This window comes from Acidocella sp., from assembly GCF_052326845.1.
GTDB lineage: Bacteria > Pseudomonadota > Alphaproteobacteria > Acetobacterales > Acetobacteraceae > Acidocella.
In genome coordinates this window covers 15,166-28,536 of sequence record NZ_JBKQJR010000142.1, presented here as the reverse complement: position 1 = coordinate 28,536, position 13,371 = coordinate 15,166, and the positions used below count along the sequence as shown (strand labels likewise).

Annotated in this window: 17 protein-coding genes; 8 read left to right on the top strand and 9 right to left on the bottom strand. The window is 65.7% G+C overall.

Translation table 11 applies throughout. The features are described 5' to 3' along the window. Positions 1–44: 44 nt before the first annotated feature. Complete coding sequence (gene lepB / locus ACLPJJ_RS09495; RefSeq protein ID WP_443590734.1) at positions 45–698, bottom strand: signal peptidase I; 654 nt, start codon at positions 696–698, stop codon at positions 45–47. 115 nt (positions 699–813) lie between these two features. Between lepB and ACLPJJ_RS09490 the strand changes: the two genes are divergently transcribed. Both ACLPJJ_RS09490 and ACLPJJ_RS09485 read left to right on the top strand, forming a co-directional pair. Continuing rightward, positions 814–2,082, top strand: a complete 1,269-nt coding sequence (locus tag ACLPJJ_RS09490; RefSeq protein WP_443590733.1) for a D-alanyl-D-alanine carboxypeptidase family protein — start codon at positions 814–816, stop codon at positions 2,080–2,082. Next, complete coding sequence (locus ACLPJJ_RS09485) at positions 2,079–2,327, top strand: DUF3297 family protein (RefSeq protein WP_443590732.1); 249 nt, start codon at positions 2,079–2,081, stop codon at positions 2,325–2,327. Before ACLPJJ_RS09490 ends, ACLPJJ_RS09485 begins: the two co-directional genes overlap by 4 nt. Positions 2,328–2,420: 93 nt before the next feature. On the opposite strand, the gene ACLPJJ_RS09480 is transcribed toward ACLPJJ_RS09485, so the two are convergent. The 5 genes from ACLPJJ_RS09480 to folK form a co-directional block, all read right to left on the bottom strand. After that, a complete protein-coding gene (locus ACLPJJ_RS09480) occupies positions 2,421–3,038 on the bottom strand; it encodes a flavin reductase family protein (RefSeq protein ID WP_443590731.1) in 618 nt (205 codons plus the stop codon). 18 nt (positions 3,039–3,056) lie between these two features. Continuing rightward, a complete protein-coding gene (gene acpS, locus ACLPJJ_RS09475; RefSeq protein ID WP_443590730.1) occupies positions 3,057–3,467 on the bottom strand; it encodes a holo-ACP synthase in 411 nt (136 codons plus the stop codon). Continuing rightward, positions 3,464–5,701, bottom strand: coding sequence for a RelA/SpoT family protein (locus ACLPJJ_RS09470; RefSeq protein ID WP_443590729.1), 2,238 nt, complete (start codon positions 5,699–5,701; stop codon positions 3,464–3,466). The genes acpS and ACLPJJ_RS09470 overlap by 4 nt, the downstream gene beginning before the upstream one ends. A 25-nt stretch (positions 5,702–5,726) precedes the next feature. Continuing rightward, positions 5,727–6,137, bottom strand: coding sequence for a DNA-directed RNA polymerase subunit omega (gene rpoZ, locus ACLPJJ_RS09465; protein ID WP_443590728.1), 411 nt, complete (start codon positions 6,135–6,137; stop codon positions 5,727–5,729). Between the two features lie 68 nt (positions 6,138–6,205). After that, positions 6,206–6,709, bottom strand: a complete 504-nt coding sequence (gene folK / locus ACLPJJ_RS09460) for a 2-amino-4-hydroxy-6-hydroxymethyldihydropteridine diphosphokinase (RefSeq protein ID WP_443590727.1) — start codon at positions 6,707–6,709, stop codon at positions 6,206–6,208. Between the two features lie 119 nt (positions 6,710–6,828). On the opposite strand from folK, the gene ACLPJJ_RS09455 reads away from it, so the two are divergent. Next, positions 6,829–7,401: a LabA-like NYN domain-containing protein gene (locus tag ACLPJJ_RS09455; protein ID WP_443590726.1), complete on the top strand. Its 573-nt coding sequence runs from the start codon at positions 6,829–6,831 to the stop codon at positions 7,399–7,401. Then, on the top strand, positions 7,398–8,036 hold the full coding sequence (locus ACLPJJ_RS09450; protein WP_443590725.1) for a uracil-DNA glycosylase: 639 nt from the start codon (positions 7,398–7,400) through the stop codon (positions 8,034–8,036). The genes ACLPJJ_RS09455 and ACLPJJ_RS09450 overlap by 4 nt, the downstream gene beginning before the upstream one ends. A 105-nt stretch (positions 8,037–8,141) precedes the next feature. Here ACLPJJ_RS09450 and smpB read toward each other — a convergent pair whose 3' ends face one another. Next, positions 8,142–8,582 (bottom strand): SsrA-binding protein SmpB, encoded by a 441-nt coding sequence (gene smpB, locus ACLPJJ_RS09445; protein ID WP_443590754.1) that lies wholly within the window; start codon positions 8,580–8,582, stop codon positions 8,142–8,144. A 38-nt stretch (positions 8,583–8,620) separates the two neighbouring features. Continuing rightward, on the bottom strand, positions 8,621–9,499 hold the full coding sequence (gene dapA / locus ACLPJJ_RS09440) for a 4-hydroxy-tetrahydrodipicolinate synthase (RefSeq protein ID WP_443590724.1): 879 nt from the start codon (positions 9,497–9,499) through the stop codon (positions 8,621–8,623). 96 nt (positions 9,500–9,595) lie between these two features. Between dapA and ACLPJJ_RS09435 the strand changes: the two genes are divergently transcribed. From ACLPJJ_RS09435 to panB, 4 genes are read left to right on the top strand one after another with little or no spacing between them, the layout of a single operon-like run. Continuing rightward, positions 9,596–11,170, top strand: coding sequence for a lytic transglycosylase domain-containing protein (locus ACLPJJ_RS09435; protein WP_443590723.1), 1,575 nt, complete (start codon positions 9,596–9,598; stop codon positions 11,168–11,170). Beyond that, positions 11,167–11,613, top strand: coding sequence for a phosphatidylglycerophosphatase A family protein (locus tag ACLPJJ_RS09430; protein WP_443590722.1), 447 nt, complete (start codon positions 11,167–11,169; stop codon positions 11,611–11,613). The genes ACLPJJ_RS09435 and ACLPJJ_RS09430 overlap by 4 nt, the downstream gene beginning before the upstream one ends. Continuing rightward, positions 11,610–12,080, top strand: coding sequence for a CinA family protein (locus ACLPJJ_RS09425; RefSeq protein ID WP_443590721.1), 471 nt, complete (start codon positions 11,610–11,612; stop codon positions 12,078–12,080). Before ACLPJJ_RS09430 ends, ACLPJJ_RS09425 begins: the two co-directional genes overlap by 4 nt. Continuing rightward, positions 12,077–12,856, top strand: a complete 780-nt coding sequence (gene panB, locus ACLPJJ_RS09420; protein ID WP_443590720.1) for a 3-methyl-2-oxobutanoate hydroxymethyltransferase — start codon at positions 12,077–12,079, stop codon at positions 12,854–12,856. Before ACLPJJ_RS09425 ends, panB begins: the two co-directional genes overlap by 4 nt. A gap of 11 nt (positions 12,857–12,867) precedes the next feature. On the opposite strand, the gene bfr is transcribed toward panB, so the two are convergent. After that, positions 12,868–13,350 carry a bacterioferritin gene (gene bfr, locus ACLPJJ_RS09415; protein ID WP_443590719.1) on the bottom strand — a complete coding sequence of 161 codons (483 nt, stop codon included), beginning with the start codon at positions 13,348–13,350 and terminating at the stop codon, positions 12,868–12,870. Positions 13,351–13,371 lie beyond the last annotated feature (21 nt).

The window sequence follows — 13,371 nt, the reverse complement described above, 5'->3', positions numbered from 1 at the left end:
TTGTCGCATGAAGCCCGGCACTGGCTGATTGTCAAGAAAACGCCTCAGTTCACCCGGTGGAAGAACCGCCCCAGCCGCACGCCGAAGCCCGGCGCGTGCGGGTCCACCGAGCCCAGGACCAGCACGGCGGGACCGATCACATCCGCCTCTGGCACATAGCCCACCGGCCCGCCGGGAAAGCGTGAATCCTCGGAATTGTCCCGGTTGTCGCCCAGCAGGAACAGATCGCCGGGCGGCACGGTATAGACCGGCGTGTTGTTGGCGAAGCCTTCATCCGTCACCTTGAGGATGGGGTAAACCTTGCCCCCCGGCAGGGTCTCGGCACATCGGCGGGCCACTACCGGCCCTGCCCCGCTTTCATCCTCGTAGCGGCCTTCATCGGCGCAGGGCGCCACCTGGCCGTTGATGAACAGCCGTCCGTCCTGCATCTGCACCGTGTCGCCCGGCAGACCGATGATGCGCTTCACCAGCACCTCGCCCGAACCGGTGGGGGAGACGAACACCACGACACCCCCGCGCCGGAACGGGTGGCCATAGGTCAATTTGCTGACGATGAGGAGGTCCCCCGGCAGCAAAGCCGGGACCATGCTGCCCGAGGGTATCCAGTACGGCGCGAACAGGAAGGCGCGGATGCCCACCACCGCCGCCAGGGCGACGGCCAATGTCCGCAGCACCTCCGCCAAGCCCATGCCCCGCATTACATTAAATAACCATCTGTAATCCGTGCTCATCAATCCCGGCGCTTGCGGCGTGTCAACAAATGGGTACAGAGAGGCCCGCATTTGCCAGCCCCGCATGGAGACCGATTCGCCCATGTTCAAAACCACAGGTTTGTCCCGCGCAGCACTCGCCGCCGCGCTGGTCTTCGCTCAGGCCGCCACGGCCAAGACGCACCACGCCCACCAGGCCGTGGATAACGGCCCGCACACCGCTGCCGCCGCGGCAGACAAGATCGGCGCCACAGCGGCGCCCACTGGCCCGGCGCCGGTGCCCGATTCCCCGGCGGGCGACAAATCCACCCCGGTGCCGCCCACTTTGCCGGACATGACCGCCTTTGTGCTGATGGATGCCGCCACCGGCGCCATCCTGGCCGAGGCCGCGCCGCATGCGCAGCTCCCCCCCGCCAGCCTGACCAAGCTGATGACCGCGCACCTGACCTACAAGGCGCTGCACGGCGGCGGGCTGAAACTGGACCAGACCGTGCCCATCTCGGTTGACGCCTGGCACCAGCAGGGTTCCACCATGTTCGTCGACCCGAACTCGGTGGTGACCGTGGACCAGCTGCTGCACGGGCTGATCATCGACTCGGGCAACGACGCCGCGACCGCCCTGGCCGAGCAGGTGGCCGGCTCCACCGACGCCTTCGTGCAGATGATGAACAAGGAGGCCGCCAATATCGGCCTCAGCGACACCAACTACACCAACCCCACCGGCCTGCCCGACCCGGCCCTGCACACCTCGGCCATGGACGTGGCCCTGCTCTCGCGCGCCATTCTGCAGAACGAGCCGGAGATCCTCGATATCTCCAAGCAGCAGAGCTACACCTACGCCAACATCACCCAGGCGAGCTGGAACCCGGTGCTGGCCAAGGACCCCACCGTGGACGGGCTGAAGACCGGCCTGACCAAGGAAAGCGGCCATTGCATCGACGCCACCGCCCAGCGCGGCAACATACGGCTGATCGCTGTGGTGACCGGCGGGCCGACCTGGAGCGAAAGCACCGCCGCGATCGAGACGCTGCTGGACTACGGCCAGAAATTCTTCACCGACACGAAGATCGCCACCGCCAATCAGCAGATCGACACGCTGAACAACGACGCGCTGGATAGCGGCAGCGTGCCGGTCGGCCCGGCGCAGGACGTGTTCCTGACCCTGCCAGCCGACGCCGCCAACAGCGTGACCCACAACATCGCCTACACCGCAGACCTCACCCCTGGCGTGACCAAGGGCGAGACGCTGGGCAACGTAACCTACAGCGCCAATGGCACGACGCTCGCCACCGTGCCCGTGGTGGCGCTGGCCGACTCGCCCGCGGCGAGTTTCTTCACCAAAATCAAACGCAAACTGGGCAAGATGCTATGAGCGACACCGTCCCCGACCGCCTGTCCACCGATCCGGACAGCAAGTTTTTCGACGAAAAGCTGCTGGAGCGCGGCATCGGCATCCGCTTCAACGGGGTCGAGAAGACCAACGTGGAAGAGTACTGCGTCTCGGAAGGCTGGGTGCGCGTGGCCGCGGGCAAAACCACCGACCGCCACGGAAAGCTGCTGACGATGAAGCTCAAGGGCAAGGTGGAGCCGTATTTCCGCGACACCGCCGAGGCGTAACCGTCATTGCGAGGGCGGCGCACGCCGCCCGAAGCAATCCAGCTCCAACAGGTTCAAGAAGATGGATGGCTTCGCTGCGCTCGCCATGACGCCCTACCCCGGCCGCTTCATGTCCAGCCTGGTTTCCGGCAGTACCTCGGCGTAGGCCGTCGCACCGCCGGCGCGCAGCAGGATATGCGCGCTGAACGTGTCGAAGACGCCATCCACGATGAGATGCGGGGCGATATGCACGCCCACCACCTCGCCCAGCACCAGCCAAGCCGAGGCCGGTTCGCCCTGCCAGCCCTTGAGCTGAACGATATCCGCCAGCTTGCACTCGAAATTCACCGGGCTCGCCGCCACGCGCGGCACCTGCACCAAGTTTGAGGGCGCCTTTTCCAGCCCGGCCAGGGTGAACTCATCCACACCATAGGGTGCGGCGGCGGAGCTGGCGTTCATCGCCTCGCCCAGCTCCCGCGTGGCAAGATTCCACACGAACTCCCTGGTCTCACGCACATTGCGCAGCGTGTCCTTGGCGCCGATGCTGGAGAATCCGATAATGGGCGGGTGGTAGCAGAAGGCGTTGAAGAAGCTATACGGCGCCAGATTCACCGAGCCGTCCGCCCCGCGCGAGGAGACCCAGCCGATCGGGCGCGGCCCGATGATGGCGTTGAATGGATCGTGCTTCAGCCCATGCCCTTTGGCCGGCTCGTAGAAATGTTCCTGCTGCATGTGGCTACAGCCCAAATTCTAATCCGTGGACAGCAACTCGGCGGAAATGATCACCTGTGCGTAGGCGTAGGGGTATTCATCGGTCAGCGAGAGAAAGATGCTCGACGCGTAGCCGTGCGGGGTGATGGCGCGCAGCCGTTCCGCCGCCGCGCCATGCAGTTCCAGGGTCGGCTGGCCGGAGGGCAGGTTCACCACCCGCAGATCGGAGAGGAACACGCCGTGCCGGAAGCCGGTGCCTAGCGCCTTGGAGCAGGCCTCCTTGGCGGCGAAGCGCTTGGCGTAGCTGGGCGCGCGGAAATGCGCCCGCCGCTCCGAACGCGCCCTCTCCATCTCGGAGAACACCCGCAGGGTGAAGCGTTCGCCATGCCGCTCCAGCGCCGCCTCGATGCGCCTGATGTCGCAGATATCGGAGCCGATCCCGATGATCATGCCCGCTCGCGCTCTACCTGTGCGATGCCCGTGGTGCCGCGCAGCCCGGCGATCACCTGGTTGAGATGGCGCGCGTCGCGTACCTCCACATCCACCAGCGTCTCGAAGAAATCCTGCTGCCGGTGCACGATCTTCAGAGTGGCAATGGCGCCGTCCTGCTTGGACACGGCGTTGGTGAGGTTGGCGAGCGCGTTCGGCGCGTTGTTGGCGATGACGCTGATGCGGCCGGTGAAGCGCTGCGCCTTCGGGTCCAGCTTGGCGAGGCTCGCCTGATCCCAGTCGATGTCGATGAAGCGCTCCGGCGTCGCCGCGAAGGTATCGAGCGTGGCGCAATCCTTGGCATGCACGGTAATGCCCTTGCCGGTGGTGACGATGCCGACGATCTTGTCCCCCGGCAGCGGGTGGCAGCACCCGGCGTAATGCACATCCATGCCGGCGACGATGCCGGTAATCGGCAGGCCGCCATCGCCCTTCGGCGCGCTGCGCAGCGAGCGGGCGGTGAGCGCCCCGCCCATGAAGGCCGGCAGCACGCGCGGCGCGCGCGGGGCGCGCAGCTCGGGGTACGCGGCGTGGATCACATCCTTCGCACCGATGATGCTGGTGGCCACGGCGACATACAGATCATCCACGCTCGCCTGTTTCAGCGGCTTCAGCACCTGATCCAGCACTTTTTCGGAGCCGTCCACGCCTTCCTGGCGGAAGGCCTTGGCGAGGATCGACTTGCCCGCATCGCGGTGCGCATCGCGCATCTGCTGGGCCAGGAATCGGCGGATACGCGCCCGCGCCTTGCCGGTGACGACGAAGCGCTCCCAGGCCGGGGACGGCGTGCCCCCGCGCGCGGTGAGGATTTCCACCTGGTCGCCGTTCTGCAGCTCGTAACGCAGCGGCATCAGCCGCCCATTGATGCGGGCGCCGACACAGGTATCGCCGATCTGCGAATGCACCGCGTAGGCGAAGTCCACCGAGGTGGCGCCGCGCGGCAGCTGGATCAGCTGGCCCTTGGGCGTGAAGCAGAACACCTGGTCCTGGTACAGCTCCAGCTTGGTGTTCTCGAGAAACTCATCCGGCGCGGAGTTGTCCAGAATTTCCAGCAGATCCTGCACCCAGCGGAATTTCTGCACGTCCTGCGAGGACGCTTCGGACTGCTTGTACAGCCAATGCGCGGCCACGCCGGCTTCCGCCACTGCCTGCATCTCCGGCGTGCGGATCTGGATCTCGATCTTCTGGTTGCGCGGCTGGCGCAGCGTGACGCCAGTGTGCAGCGACTGGTAGCCGTTTGTCTTGGGCGTGGAGATATAGTCCTTGAAGCGCCCGGCGATCACCGGATAGGCGGCATGGATGGTGCCGAGCGCGACATAGCAATCGGCCCGCGTGGGCACGATGATGCGGAACGCCATGATGTCCGACAGCTGCTCGAACGCCACATTGCGGCGCTGCATCTTCTGCCAGATGGAATAGGGCGATTTCTCGCGCCCGGAAATTTCCACGTCGTTCAGCCCGGCCTCTCGGCAGACGCGCAGCAGCTCCTGGCGCACCTCCTCGATGACATCCGCCCCCTGCCCGCGCAGGAAGTTCAGGCGCGCCTGGATGGTCTCGTAAGCCTCGGGGTCGATCTCGGCGAAGGAGCGGGTCTGCAGCTCGGTCTTCACCGCCTCCATGCCGATGCGCTCGGCCAGCGGCGCGTAAATCTCCATCGTCTCGCGCGCGATGCGCTGGCGCTTATGCGCGGCCGAAATCGCGCCGATGGTGCGCATGTTGTGCAGCCGGTCCGCGAGCTTGACGATAAGCACGCGGATATCCTTGCTCATCGCCAGCACCAGCTTGCGGAAATTCTCCGCCTGCTTGGTGCGGTCCGATTGCAGCTCGAGGCGGGTCAGCTTGGTGACGCCATCCACCAGCCCGGCGACCTCGGGGCCGAAACGCTTCTGGATATCGGCGAGGCTGACAGAGGTGTCCTCCACCGTGTCGTGCAGCAGCGCGGTGATGATGGAGGCGGAATCGAGCTTGTAACCGGCGAGGATATTCGCCACCGCCAGCGGGTGGGTGATGTAGGGCTCGCCATTATCGCGCTTCTGCGCGGCATGGGCCTGCTCGGCCACGCCATAGGCGTCGTCGATGAGCGCCGGATCGGCCTTGCTGTCGTAGGAGGCTACGCGCGCCAAAAGCCCGCGCAGCTCCGGATGGAACTGCGGCGGGCTCGCGGACAGCCCTTCAGGCAAATAGGACAGGCTCATGGCACGGCAGCCTGTCCGCATGGCGTTAACGGCGGGACTTGCCGCCGAGTTCCGCCTCGATCGCCGCCTGGATATCTTCCGGCGACATGATTTCCTCGGACTCGGCGGCCATGGCGGCGGCCTCTTCCTCGGCGGACACATCCTGCAGGCCGAAAATGTTCTGCTCAGTGGGGATCAGGTCCACCACTTCCTCGTCCACCGGCTCGGGCTCCGGCACGCGGGAGAGCCCCTTCACCAGGTCCTGCTCCAGTTCCGGCAGGGCCAGGGTCTCATCGGCGATCTCGCGCAGGGCCACGACCGGGTTCTTGTCGTTGTCCCGGTCGATGGTCAGCTGCTCGCCGCGGCTGATGTTACGGGCACGCTGCGCGGCCAACAGAACCAGCTCAAACCGGTTCGGCACTTTCAAAACGCAGTCTTCAACGGTGACGCGGGCCATCCGATACGCTCCAAGGCAAAGAAAATTGAATGATTGCCTTAACCCGCGAGAGGCGGCGATGCAAGTCTTTAGCCCGGTTCGTCATGCCAGGGCCGAATCTGCTGCGTGGGCAGGTCGGCCAGCAGCGTGGCCACGCTCCGGCGCAGCGTGGGGTGGCGCCAGGCGGGGGCGACATCGAGCAGCGGGCGCAGCACGAAGGCGCGCAGATGCGTCCTGGGGTGCGGCAGGATCGGGTCGGGCACGGCGCGGATGGCGCCGTTGAGGTCGATGATGTCGAGGTCCAGCGTGCGCGGGGCATTCGGCATGGACCGCACGCGGCCGAACCGCTCCTCGATCTCGTGCAGGCGGGCCAGCAGCTCGGCGGGGGTGATCTCCCCTTCCATCCGGAGCATGCCGTTGCAGTAATCCGGATCCTCGGCGCGGGGGATGGCGGCGGTGCGGTACCAGGGGGACAGCGCGACGAAGCTCAAGCCGGGGATGGCGCGCACGGCCTCCGCACCCGCCTCGCACATCTCGACCGGAGACTCGCCCGCCTCCCCCAGCAGGTTGGCGCCGATGGCAATCAGTATCATATTACAGAGAATACCTTTTTCTGGCCCGTCCCGGCTGGCTTAAACGATGGGACCTTTCTAACATTATTCGCAACGCTGTATATCTGTCTTAACGTTTATTTCATGAGAAGCAAAAAAACATGACCCGTTTTTCGTCCCAGGAACGCACGGCCCTGTTCATCGACGGCGCCAATCTGTACGCCGCAACTCGCAGTCTGGGCTTCGATATCGACTACCGCAGGTTGCTCGACTACTTCGGCGCGAACACAAACCTGCTGCGCGCCTATTATTATTCAGCCCTGCTGGAGACCGAGGAATACTCGCCGCTCAAACCTCTAACAGACTGGCTGGCCTATAACGGCTACAGTTTGGTGACCAAGCCGGCCAAGGAGTTCACCGACGCCATGGGCCGCCGCCGCATCAAGGGCAACATGGATATCGAACTGGCGATCGACATGCTGGAGCTGGCGCCGAAGCTCGACCACGCCATCCTGTTCTCGGGCGACTCCGATTTCCGCCGCCTCGTCGAGGCCGTGCAGCGCAAGGGCGTGCGCGTCTCGGTTGTCTCCACCATCAAGACCTCCCCGCCGATGATCGCGGACGAGCTGCGCCGGCAGGCGGACCAGTACGTGGAACTGGCCGACATCGCCCCGGAATTCACCCGGCGGCCCCAGGACGGGCGCACCCGCATGCGGGAAGACGACGAATCGTGACGCCGGACCACGACTGCAAGCTCTGCCCGCGCCTCGTGACGTACCGGGAGAGCAACCGCCGCGCCATTCCGCATGGCTTCAACGCCCCGGTGCCGAGCTTCGGGCCGCTTTCCGCCCGGTTGCTGGTGGTGGGCCAAGCCCCGGGCGTGAACGGCGCCAACACCACGGGCCGCCCATTCACCAGGGACGTGGCCGGGCGGCTGCTCTACGCCACGCTGCTGAAGACCGGATTCTCCAGCGGCACCTATGAGGAACGCGCCGATGACGGGCTGACCCTGCATGACTGCCGGGTGACCAACGCTGTGCGCTGCGCCCCGCCGCAGCACAAGCTGCAGACGCAGGAGATCAACACCTGCCGCCCCTTCCTGGCCGAAGAGATCGCGGAGATGCCTAATCTGCGGGTGTTCCTGGCCATCGGGCGGGAGCCGCATGAGGGCATATTGCGCGTGCTTGGACTGAAACCCACGGCCTATAAGTTCGCCCACGGGGCGATGCACGAGCTGCCCAACGGCCTGGTGCTGGCGGACAGCTTCCATACCTCGCAGTACAACGTGAACACCGGGCGGCTGACCGCGCCGATGTTCGAGAGCGTGGTGGGGAATATCCGCGACCTTCTGCAGTCATTGCGAGCGTAGCGAAGCAATCCATCTTTCCCGCCGCGTCACGGAAATGGATTGCGTCGCTCCGCTCGCAATGACGCTATCGAAGCTCGCGGATCAGACGGCAAGCCAGCTTTCCGCCTATTTATTCCTAAGCAGCCGCGCCTTGTCGCGCTGCCAGTCGCGCGCCGCTGCCGTCTGGCGCTTATCGGATTTCTGCTTGCCCTCGGCGATGCCGAGGGTGACCTTGGCCAGACCGCGGTCGTTGAAATGGATGTCCAGCGGCACGATCGTCTGGCGCTCGCGCGAGATGGCTGCGAAAATCTGGTTCCGCTCCTTCTTCTTCACCAGCAGCTTGCGGATGCCGCGCGTGTCGAAGCGTGACAGCACGCCCCCCTGGTATTCGGGGATGTACATGTTGAACAGGTACAGCTCGCCGTCGCGCTCGCCGGCCCAGGCCTCGTTGATCGTGGCCCGGCCCAGGCGCAGCGACTTCACCTCCACGCCTTTCAGCACGATCCCGGCCTCAACCGTGGAGAGGATTTTATAGTCGAACCGGGCCTTGCGGTTTTGCGCCGCCATCCCATGCGAGATGAAGCCCGATTTTTTCTCACCCTTGCTCAATTCAGCAGGCCAACTTCCAGCATCGCCGCCTTGATCCGCGCGGCATTGGCCTCGGCAACCGGCGCCAGCGGCAGGCGCACCGTGTTGGTGCCGAAGCCGAGCAGCGAGGCCGCGTATTTCACCGGGCCGGGATTGCTTTCACAGAACATCGCGTCATGCAGCGGCAGCAGGCGCATCTGGATGTCCAGCGCGCCCTTCACGTCGCCGCGGGCCCAGGCCGCATGCACCTCCGCGCAGAGCCGGGGCGCCACATTGGCGGTGACGGAGATGCAGCCATGCCCGCCACTGGCGAGATAGGCGACCAGAGTGTGATCCTCGCCCGAGAGCTGGATGAAATCCGGCCCGCAGGCGCGGCGCGTGTGCAGCGGACGGGTCAGGTTCGCGGTCGCGTCCTTCACGCCCACGATGTTCTTGATCTCGGCGAGACGCGCCATCGTCTCCACCGTCATGTCGATCACCGACCGGCCGGGGATATTGTAGATGACCAGAGGAATGGTGATCGACTCGGCGATCGCCTTGTAATGGCGGTACAGCCCTTCCTGGGTCGGCTTGTTGTAGTACGGGGTGACGACGAGCACGCCATCCGCCCCGGCCTTCTGGGCGTGCTGGGCCAGGCCGATCGCCTCGGCCGTGGAATTCGAGCCCGCCCCGGCCAGCACCGGCACGCGGTCCTTGGCCCCGGCCACCGCCAACTCGACAACGCGTTTATGTTCCTCGTGGCTCAGCGTAGGCGATTCGCCGGTGGTGCCGACCGGGACCAGCCCGGAGGTGCCTTCAGCGATCTGCCAATCGATCAGGCGGGCATAGGCATCCTCATCGATGCGCCCGTCCTCGTGCATGGGGGTGACCAGAGCGGTCAGCGAGCCGTGAAACATTTTTACTCTTTCTCCTGCTGGTTATCCACGTAATCCGCGCACCGCGACGCTGCAAGCGGGTTTGGCCCCGATGTGCCACGCTGCTACACTATGGCCATGAAGTTCCTGGCCGCCTTGCCGTTTCTCGCCCTGCCCGCCCTCGCCTGCGCGCAGACCGCCGCCACACCACAGATCATGGCCGACGTGCATGACGGCGACTTCACCGACGCCGCGGCCTTGGCCCAGCAGACAGGCGACCCGCTGATGACGAAGCTCGTCACCTTCTTCCGCCTCACCGCCCAAGGCGGCGGCACGGCGGATGAGATCAACCAGTTCATCGCCCAGAATCCGGACTGGCCGGAACAGGGCCTGCTCGCCCTGCGCGCCGCCCAGGCCTCCGGGCTGCCGCCGCAGGCAGCCGAGCCCACGCCGGATTTCATCACCCAAATGGAGGCGCTGCACGACGCCGGACAGGACGTTCAGGCCGCGCGGAACTGGACGACCCAGGGCCAGTCCGCCTTCGCCGCCGCCGATGCCGCGCAGCAGCTCATGTTCTGGCCCGACCAGAACCGCCTGGCCCGCGCCCTGCTGGGCGAAGGCGACGCCAAGGACGCCTACGCGGTGGTCAACGCCGTAACGCCGCCAGCCAGCGCACAGGAACAGAATGCCGACCGCGATTTCCTCGCCGGGTTCCTGCTGCTGCGCTTCCTGCACCAGCCGGACCAGGCCGCAACCTGGTTCCGGGCGCTGGCCACCGCCTCGCCCGCCGTCATCACCCAGGCGCGCGCCTATTACTGGCTCGCCCGCACCGAGACCGGCAGCGCCGCCGAGGCGGATTACGCTCGTGCCGCCGCCTACCCCAGCACCTTCTACGGCCAGCTCGCCAATTTCGCCCTGGGCGGCTCTGACGAGGACATGGCCGCACGCATCCAAAGCGCCCAGGAGGCGGATTTCTCGGCCGTCGACGCGCTGAATTTCGGCCTGATGGAACTGCCCCGCGCCGCCGTGCTGCTGGTCCAGATGGGCGATACGCATGACGCGGTGATGTTCCTCAACAAGCTCGGCCAGACCGCGATGGAAGACAAATCCCGCGTGATGGCGGCTAAGCTGGCGCTGGGCCTCGGCCTGCCGCAATCGGCCGTGTCGATCGCCCGCAGCGCCGGCATTGCCGGGCAGACCATGCTGCAGGATGGCTGGCCCGCCCCCTACACCCCGCCCGATACGCTGGAACCGGCCGTGGCCGATGCGATCATGCGCCAGGAGAGCAGCTTCGACCCCAGCGTGATCTCCGGCGCGGGTGCCGTGGGGCTAATGCAGCTGATGCCCGACACCGCCCGCCGTACCGCGAACAAGGCGGGCATCCCCATGGGCAATCTGTTTGACCCGCAATCCAACATGGCGCTGGGCACCGCCTATCTGGCGCAGGAGGTCGCGAATTTCGGCAACTGCCTGCCGCTCGCCATCGCCGCCTATAACGCCGGGCCGACCAATGTAACGCGCTGGCTGGCGCAGAACGGCGACCCGGAGCTGGGGCAGCAGGCCGGCGGGGCGGACATCCTCGACTGGATCGAGGAAATTCCCTTCACCGAAACCCGCAACTACGTGGAGCGCGTGCTGGAGAATGCCACCATCTACCGCGCCATCCTCGACGGCTCGGCGGCCTCCCCACTCGATCCCTGGATGAAGTCGTGAACCCCTGGACGATTCTCTCGAGCGGCTTGGGCGCGGGCTACGCGCCGAAGGCCCCCGGCACGTTCGGCTCCCTGGTTGGGCTGGCGCTGGGCTGCCTGCTGCTTCATCTCGGGCATCTGCCGCTGCTGTTCGGCATCGTCGCCGTCACGGCGCTCGGCATCTATGCCGTCGGCCGGCTGCCGGATGCGAACGCCGATCCAAAATGGGTGGTCATCGACGAAATCGCCGGGCAGATGATCCCGCTGCTGGCGCTCTACGATGTCAGCGTCTGGGGCGCGCTGCTCAGCTTCGCGCTGTTCCGACTGTTCGACATCTGGAAGATCGGCCCCGTGGGCTGGGCGGATAAGCGGGCGGATGAATACGGCATTATGGGCGACGACATCATCGCCGGGCTGATGGCATGGCTCGTCATGCTCGCCCTGCACCTTGTCTCGCCGCTATGAGCGCCGCGCGCCTCGTCGCCCTTTACAAACGCAAGGGGCTCACCATCGCCACCGCGGAAAGCTGCACCGGCGGGCTCGTGGCTGCGGCCATCACCGCCATTCCCGGGGCATCGGCCGTGTTCACGCATGGCTTCATCACCTACGCCTATGCCGCCAAGACGCAGATGCTCGGCGTGCCAAAGGAGCTGCTGGAGACAGCCGGAGCCGTCTCGGAGCCGATGGCGCTGCGCATGGCGCAGGGGGCGCGGGCACACGCGGGCGTGGATGTGGCTGTCGCCATCACCGGCATTGCCGGACCCGATGGCGGCACCCCGGCGAAACCCGTCGGCACCGTCTGGTTCGGTCTCGAAGGGCCGTCCGGCGCCAGCACATACCACAAGATTTTCCACGGCAGCCGCGATGCGATCCGCGCCCAGAGCGTGGCCTTCGCCCTCAGGCTGCTGGAACAGGAGGGAGAGAAGATATGAGCAAGAACCTCGCCGTATGGGAAAAGGCCAAGCGCGAAGGCCGCAAGATGACGATGATCACGGCCTATGACTATCCCTTCGCCCGGCTGGCCGACGCCGCTGGGCTGGACGCCGTGCTGGTGGGCGACAGCCTGGGCATGATGATCGCAGGTGAGGCCGACACCCTCCCCGTCTCGCTGGAGCAGATGGAGTACCACACGCGCCTCGTCGCCAAGGGCATTACCCGCGCGCTGGTGATGGCCGACCTGCCCTTCGGCAGCTTCGAGGAATCCCCGGCCCAGGCCTTCGCCAGTTCCGCAAGGCTGCTCAAGGCGGGCGCCGATATCGTGAAGCTGGAAGGTGGGGCGCCTATGGTGGAGACCGTGGCCTTCCTCTCCAGGCGCGCCATTCCCGTCTGCGCCCATATCGGCCTCACGCCGCAGCATGTGCGCCAGTTCGGCGGCTTCAAGAAACAAGGCAAGACGGCCGATGCCGCCGCCCGGCTGATCGAGGACGCACTCGCCTTGGCCGAGGCCGGGGCGCGCATGGTGCTGATTGAAGCCATTCCGGCCGAGCTTGCCACCGAGATCACGAAGCGCGTGCCGGTGCCCACCATCGGCATCGGGGCCGGCAACGGCACCGACGCCCAGGTGCTGGTGCTGCACGACGTGCTGGGCCTGAACCCGGACAAAGCCCCCGGTTTCGCCAAACGCTACCTGGACGGCGCTGACTTGGTTCAGACGGCGCTCAGCCAGTACGCCGAAGACGTGCGCGGCAGCGTTTTTCCGCAAGCCTGAAGGGGGATAGCCTATTCGGCCTTGATGTCGCCTAGATGTTGCGCGAGATAGCGCGCGGCGCCCAGCTGGTTGATCAGGTCACGTTGGGTCTCGAGGAAATCGATATGTATTTCCTCGTCGTGCATAAGCTTCTCGAACAAATCGCGCGTCACGAAATCCCTGGCCGAATGGCAATAATGCGCGGCATCCGCGTACAGGTTGCGCGCCTCAATTTCGGCATGCAGGTCGTTTGCCACCATGTCCGGCACCTGGGTGCCTATATGCAGCGGCCCTAGCGTCTGCATGTTCGGATGGCCTTCCAGGAACAGGGTGCGCGCGATCAGCACATCGGCGTGGCGCATTTCCTCTATCGATTCCGCCCGCCATCTCGCGGCGAGTTCCTTGAAGCCCCAGTTCTCCAGCATCCGGTAGTGCAGCCAGTACTGGTTCACCGCCGTCAACTCGTGACGCAGCGCTTCGTTCAGATATTCAATGACTTTTGGATCGCCTTTCATTGCCGCATCTCCGTGGGCTCA

Excerpts from the sequence above, each read along its gene's own strand:
- lepB (WP_443590734.1), bottom strand. The coding sequence starts at position 698 with ATGCGGGGCATGGGCTTGGCGGAGGTGCTGCGGACATTGGCCGTCGCC.
- ACLPJJ_RS09490 (WP_443590733.1), top strand. The coding sequence starts at position 814 with ATGTTCAAAACCACAGGTTTGTCCCGCGCAGCACTCGCCGCCGCGCTG.
- ACLPJJ_RS09485 (WP_443590732.1), top strand. The coding sequence starts at position 2,079 with ATGAGCGACACCGTCCCCGACCGCCTGTCCACCGATCCGGACAGCAAG.
- ACLPJJ_RS09480 (WP_443590731.1), bottom strand. The coding sequence starts at position 3,038 with ATGCAGCAGGAACATTTCTACGAGCCGGCCAAAGGGCATGGGCTGAAG.
- acpS (WP_443590730.1), bottom strand. The coding sequence starts at position 3,467 with ATGATCATCGGGATCGGCTCCGATATCTGCGACATCAGGCGCATCGAG.
- ACLPJJ_RS09470 (WP_443590729.1), bottom strand. The coding sequence starts at position 5,701 with ATGAGCCTGTCCTATTTGCCTGAAGGGCTGTCCGCGAGCCCGCCGCAG.
- rpoZ (WP_443590728.1), bottom strand. The coding sequence starts at position 6,137 with ATGGCCCGCGTCACCGTTGAAGACTGCGTTTTGAAAGTGCCGAACCGG.
- folK (WP_443590727.1), bottom strand. The coding sequence starts at position 6,709 with ATGATACTGATTGCCATCGGCGCCAACCTGCTGGGGGAGGCGGGCGAG.
- ACLPJJ_RS09455 (WP_443590726.1), top strand. The coding sequence starts at position 6,829 with ATGACCCGTTTTTCGTCCCAGGAACGCACGGCCCTGTTCATCGACGGC.
- smpB (WP_443590754.1), bottom strand. The coding sequence starts at position 8,582 with ATGGCGGCGCAAAACCGCAAGGCCCGGTTCGACTATAAAATCCTCTCC.
- dapA (WP_443590724.1), bottom strand. The coding sequence starts at position 9,499 with ATGTTTCACGGCTCGCTGACCGCTCTGGTCACCCCCATGCACGAGGAC.
- ACLPJJ_RS09435 (WP_443590723.1), top strand. The coding sequence starts at position 9,596 with ATGAAGTTCCTGGCCGCCTTGCCGTTTCTCGCCCTGCCCGCCCTCGCC.
- ACLPJJ_RS09425 (WP_443590721.1), top strand. The coding sequence starts at position 11,610 with ATGAGCGCCGCGCGCCTCGTCGCCCTTTACAAACGCAAGGGGCTCACC.
- panB (WP_443590720.1), top strand. The coding sequence starts at position 12,077 with ATGAGCAAGAACCTCGCCGTATGGGAAAAGGCCAAGCGCGAAGGCCGC.
- bfr (WP_443590719.1), bottom strand. The coding sequence starts at position 13,350 with ATGAAAGGCGATCCAAAAGTCATTGAATATCTGAACGAAGCGCTGCGT.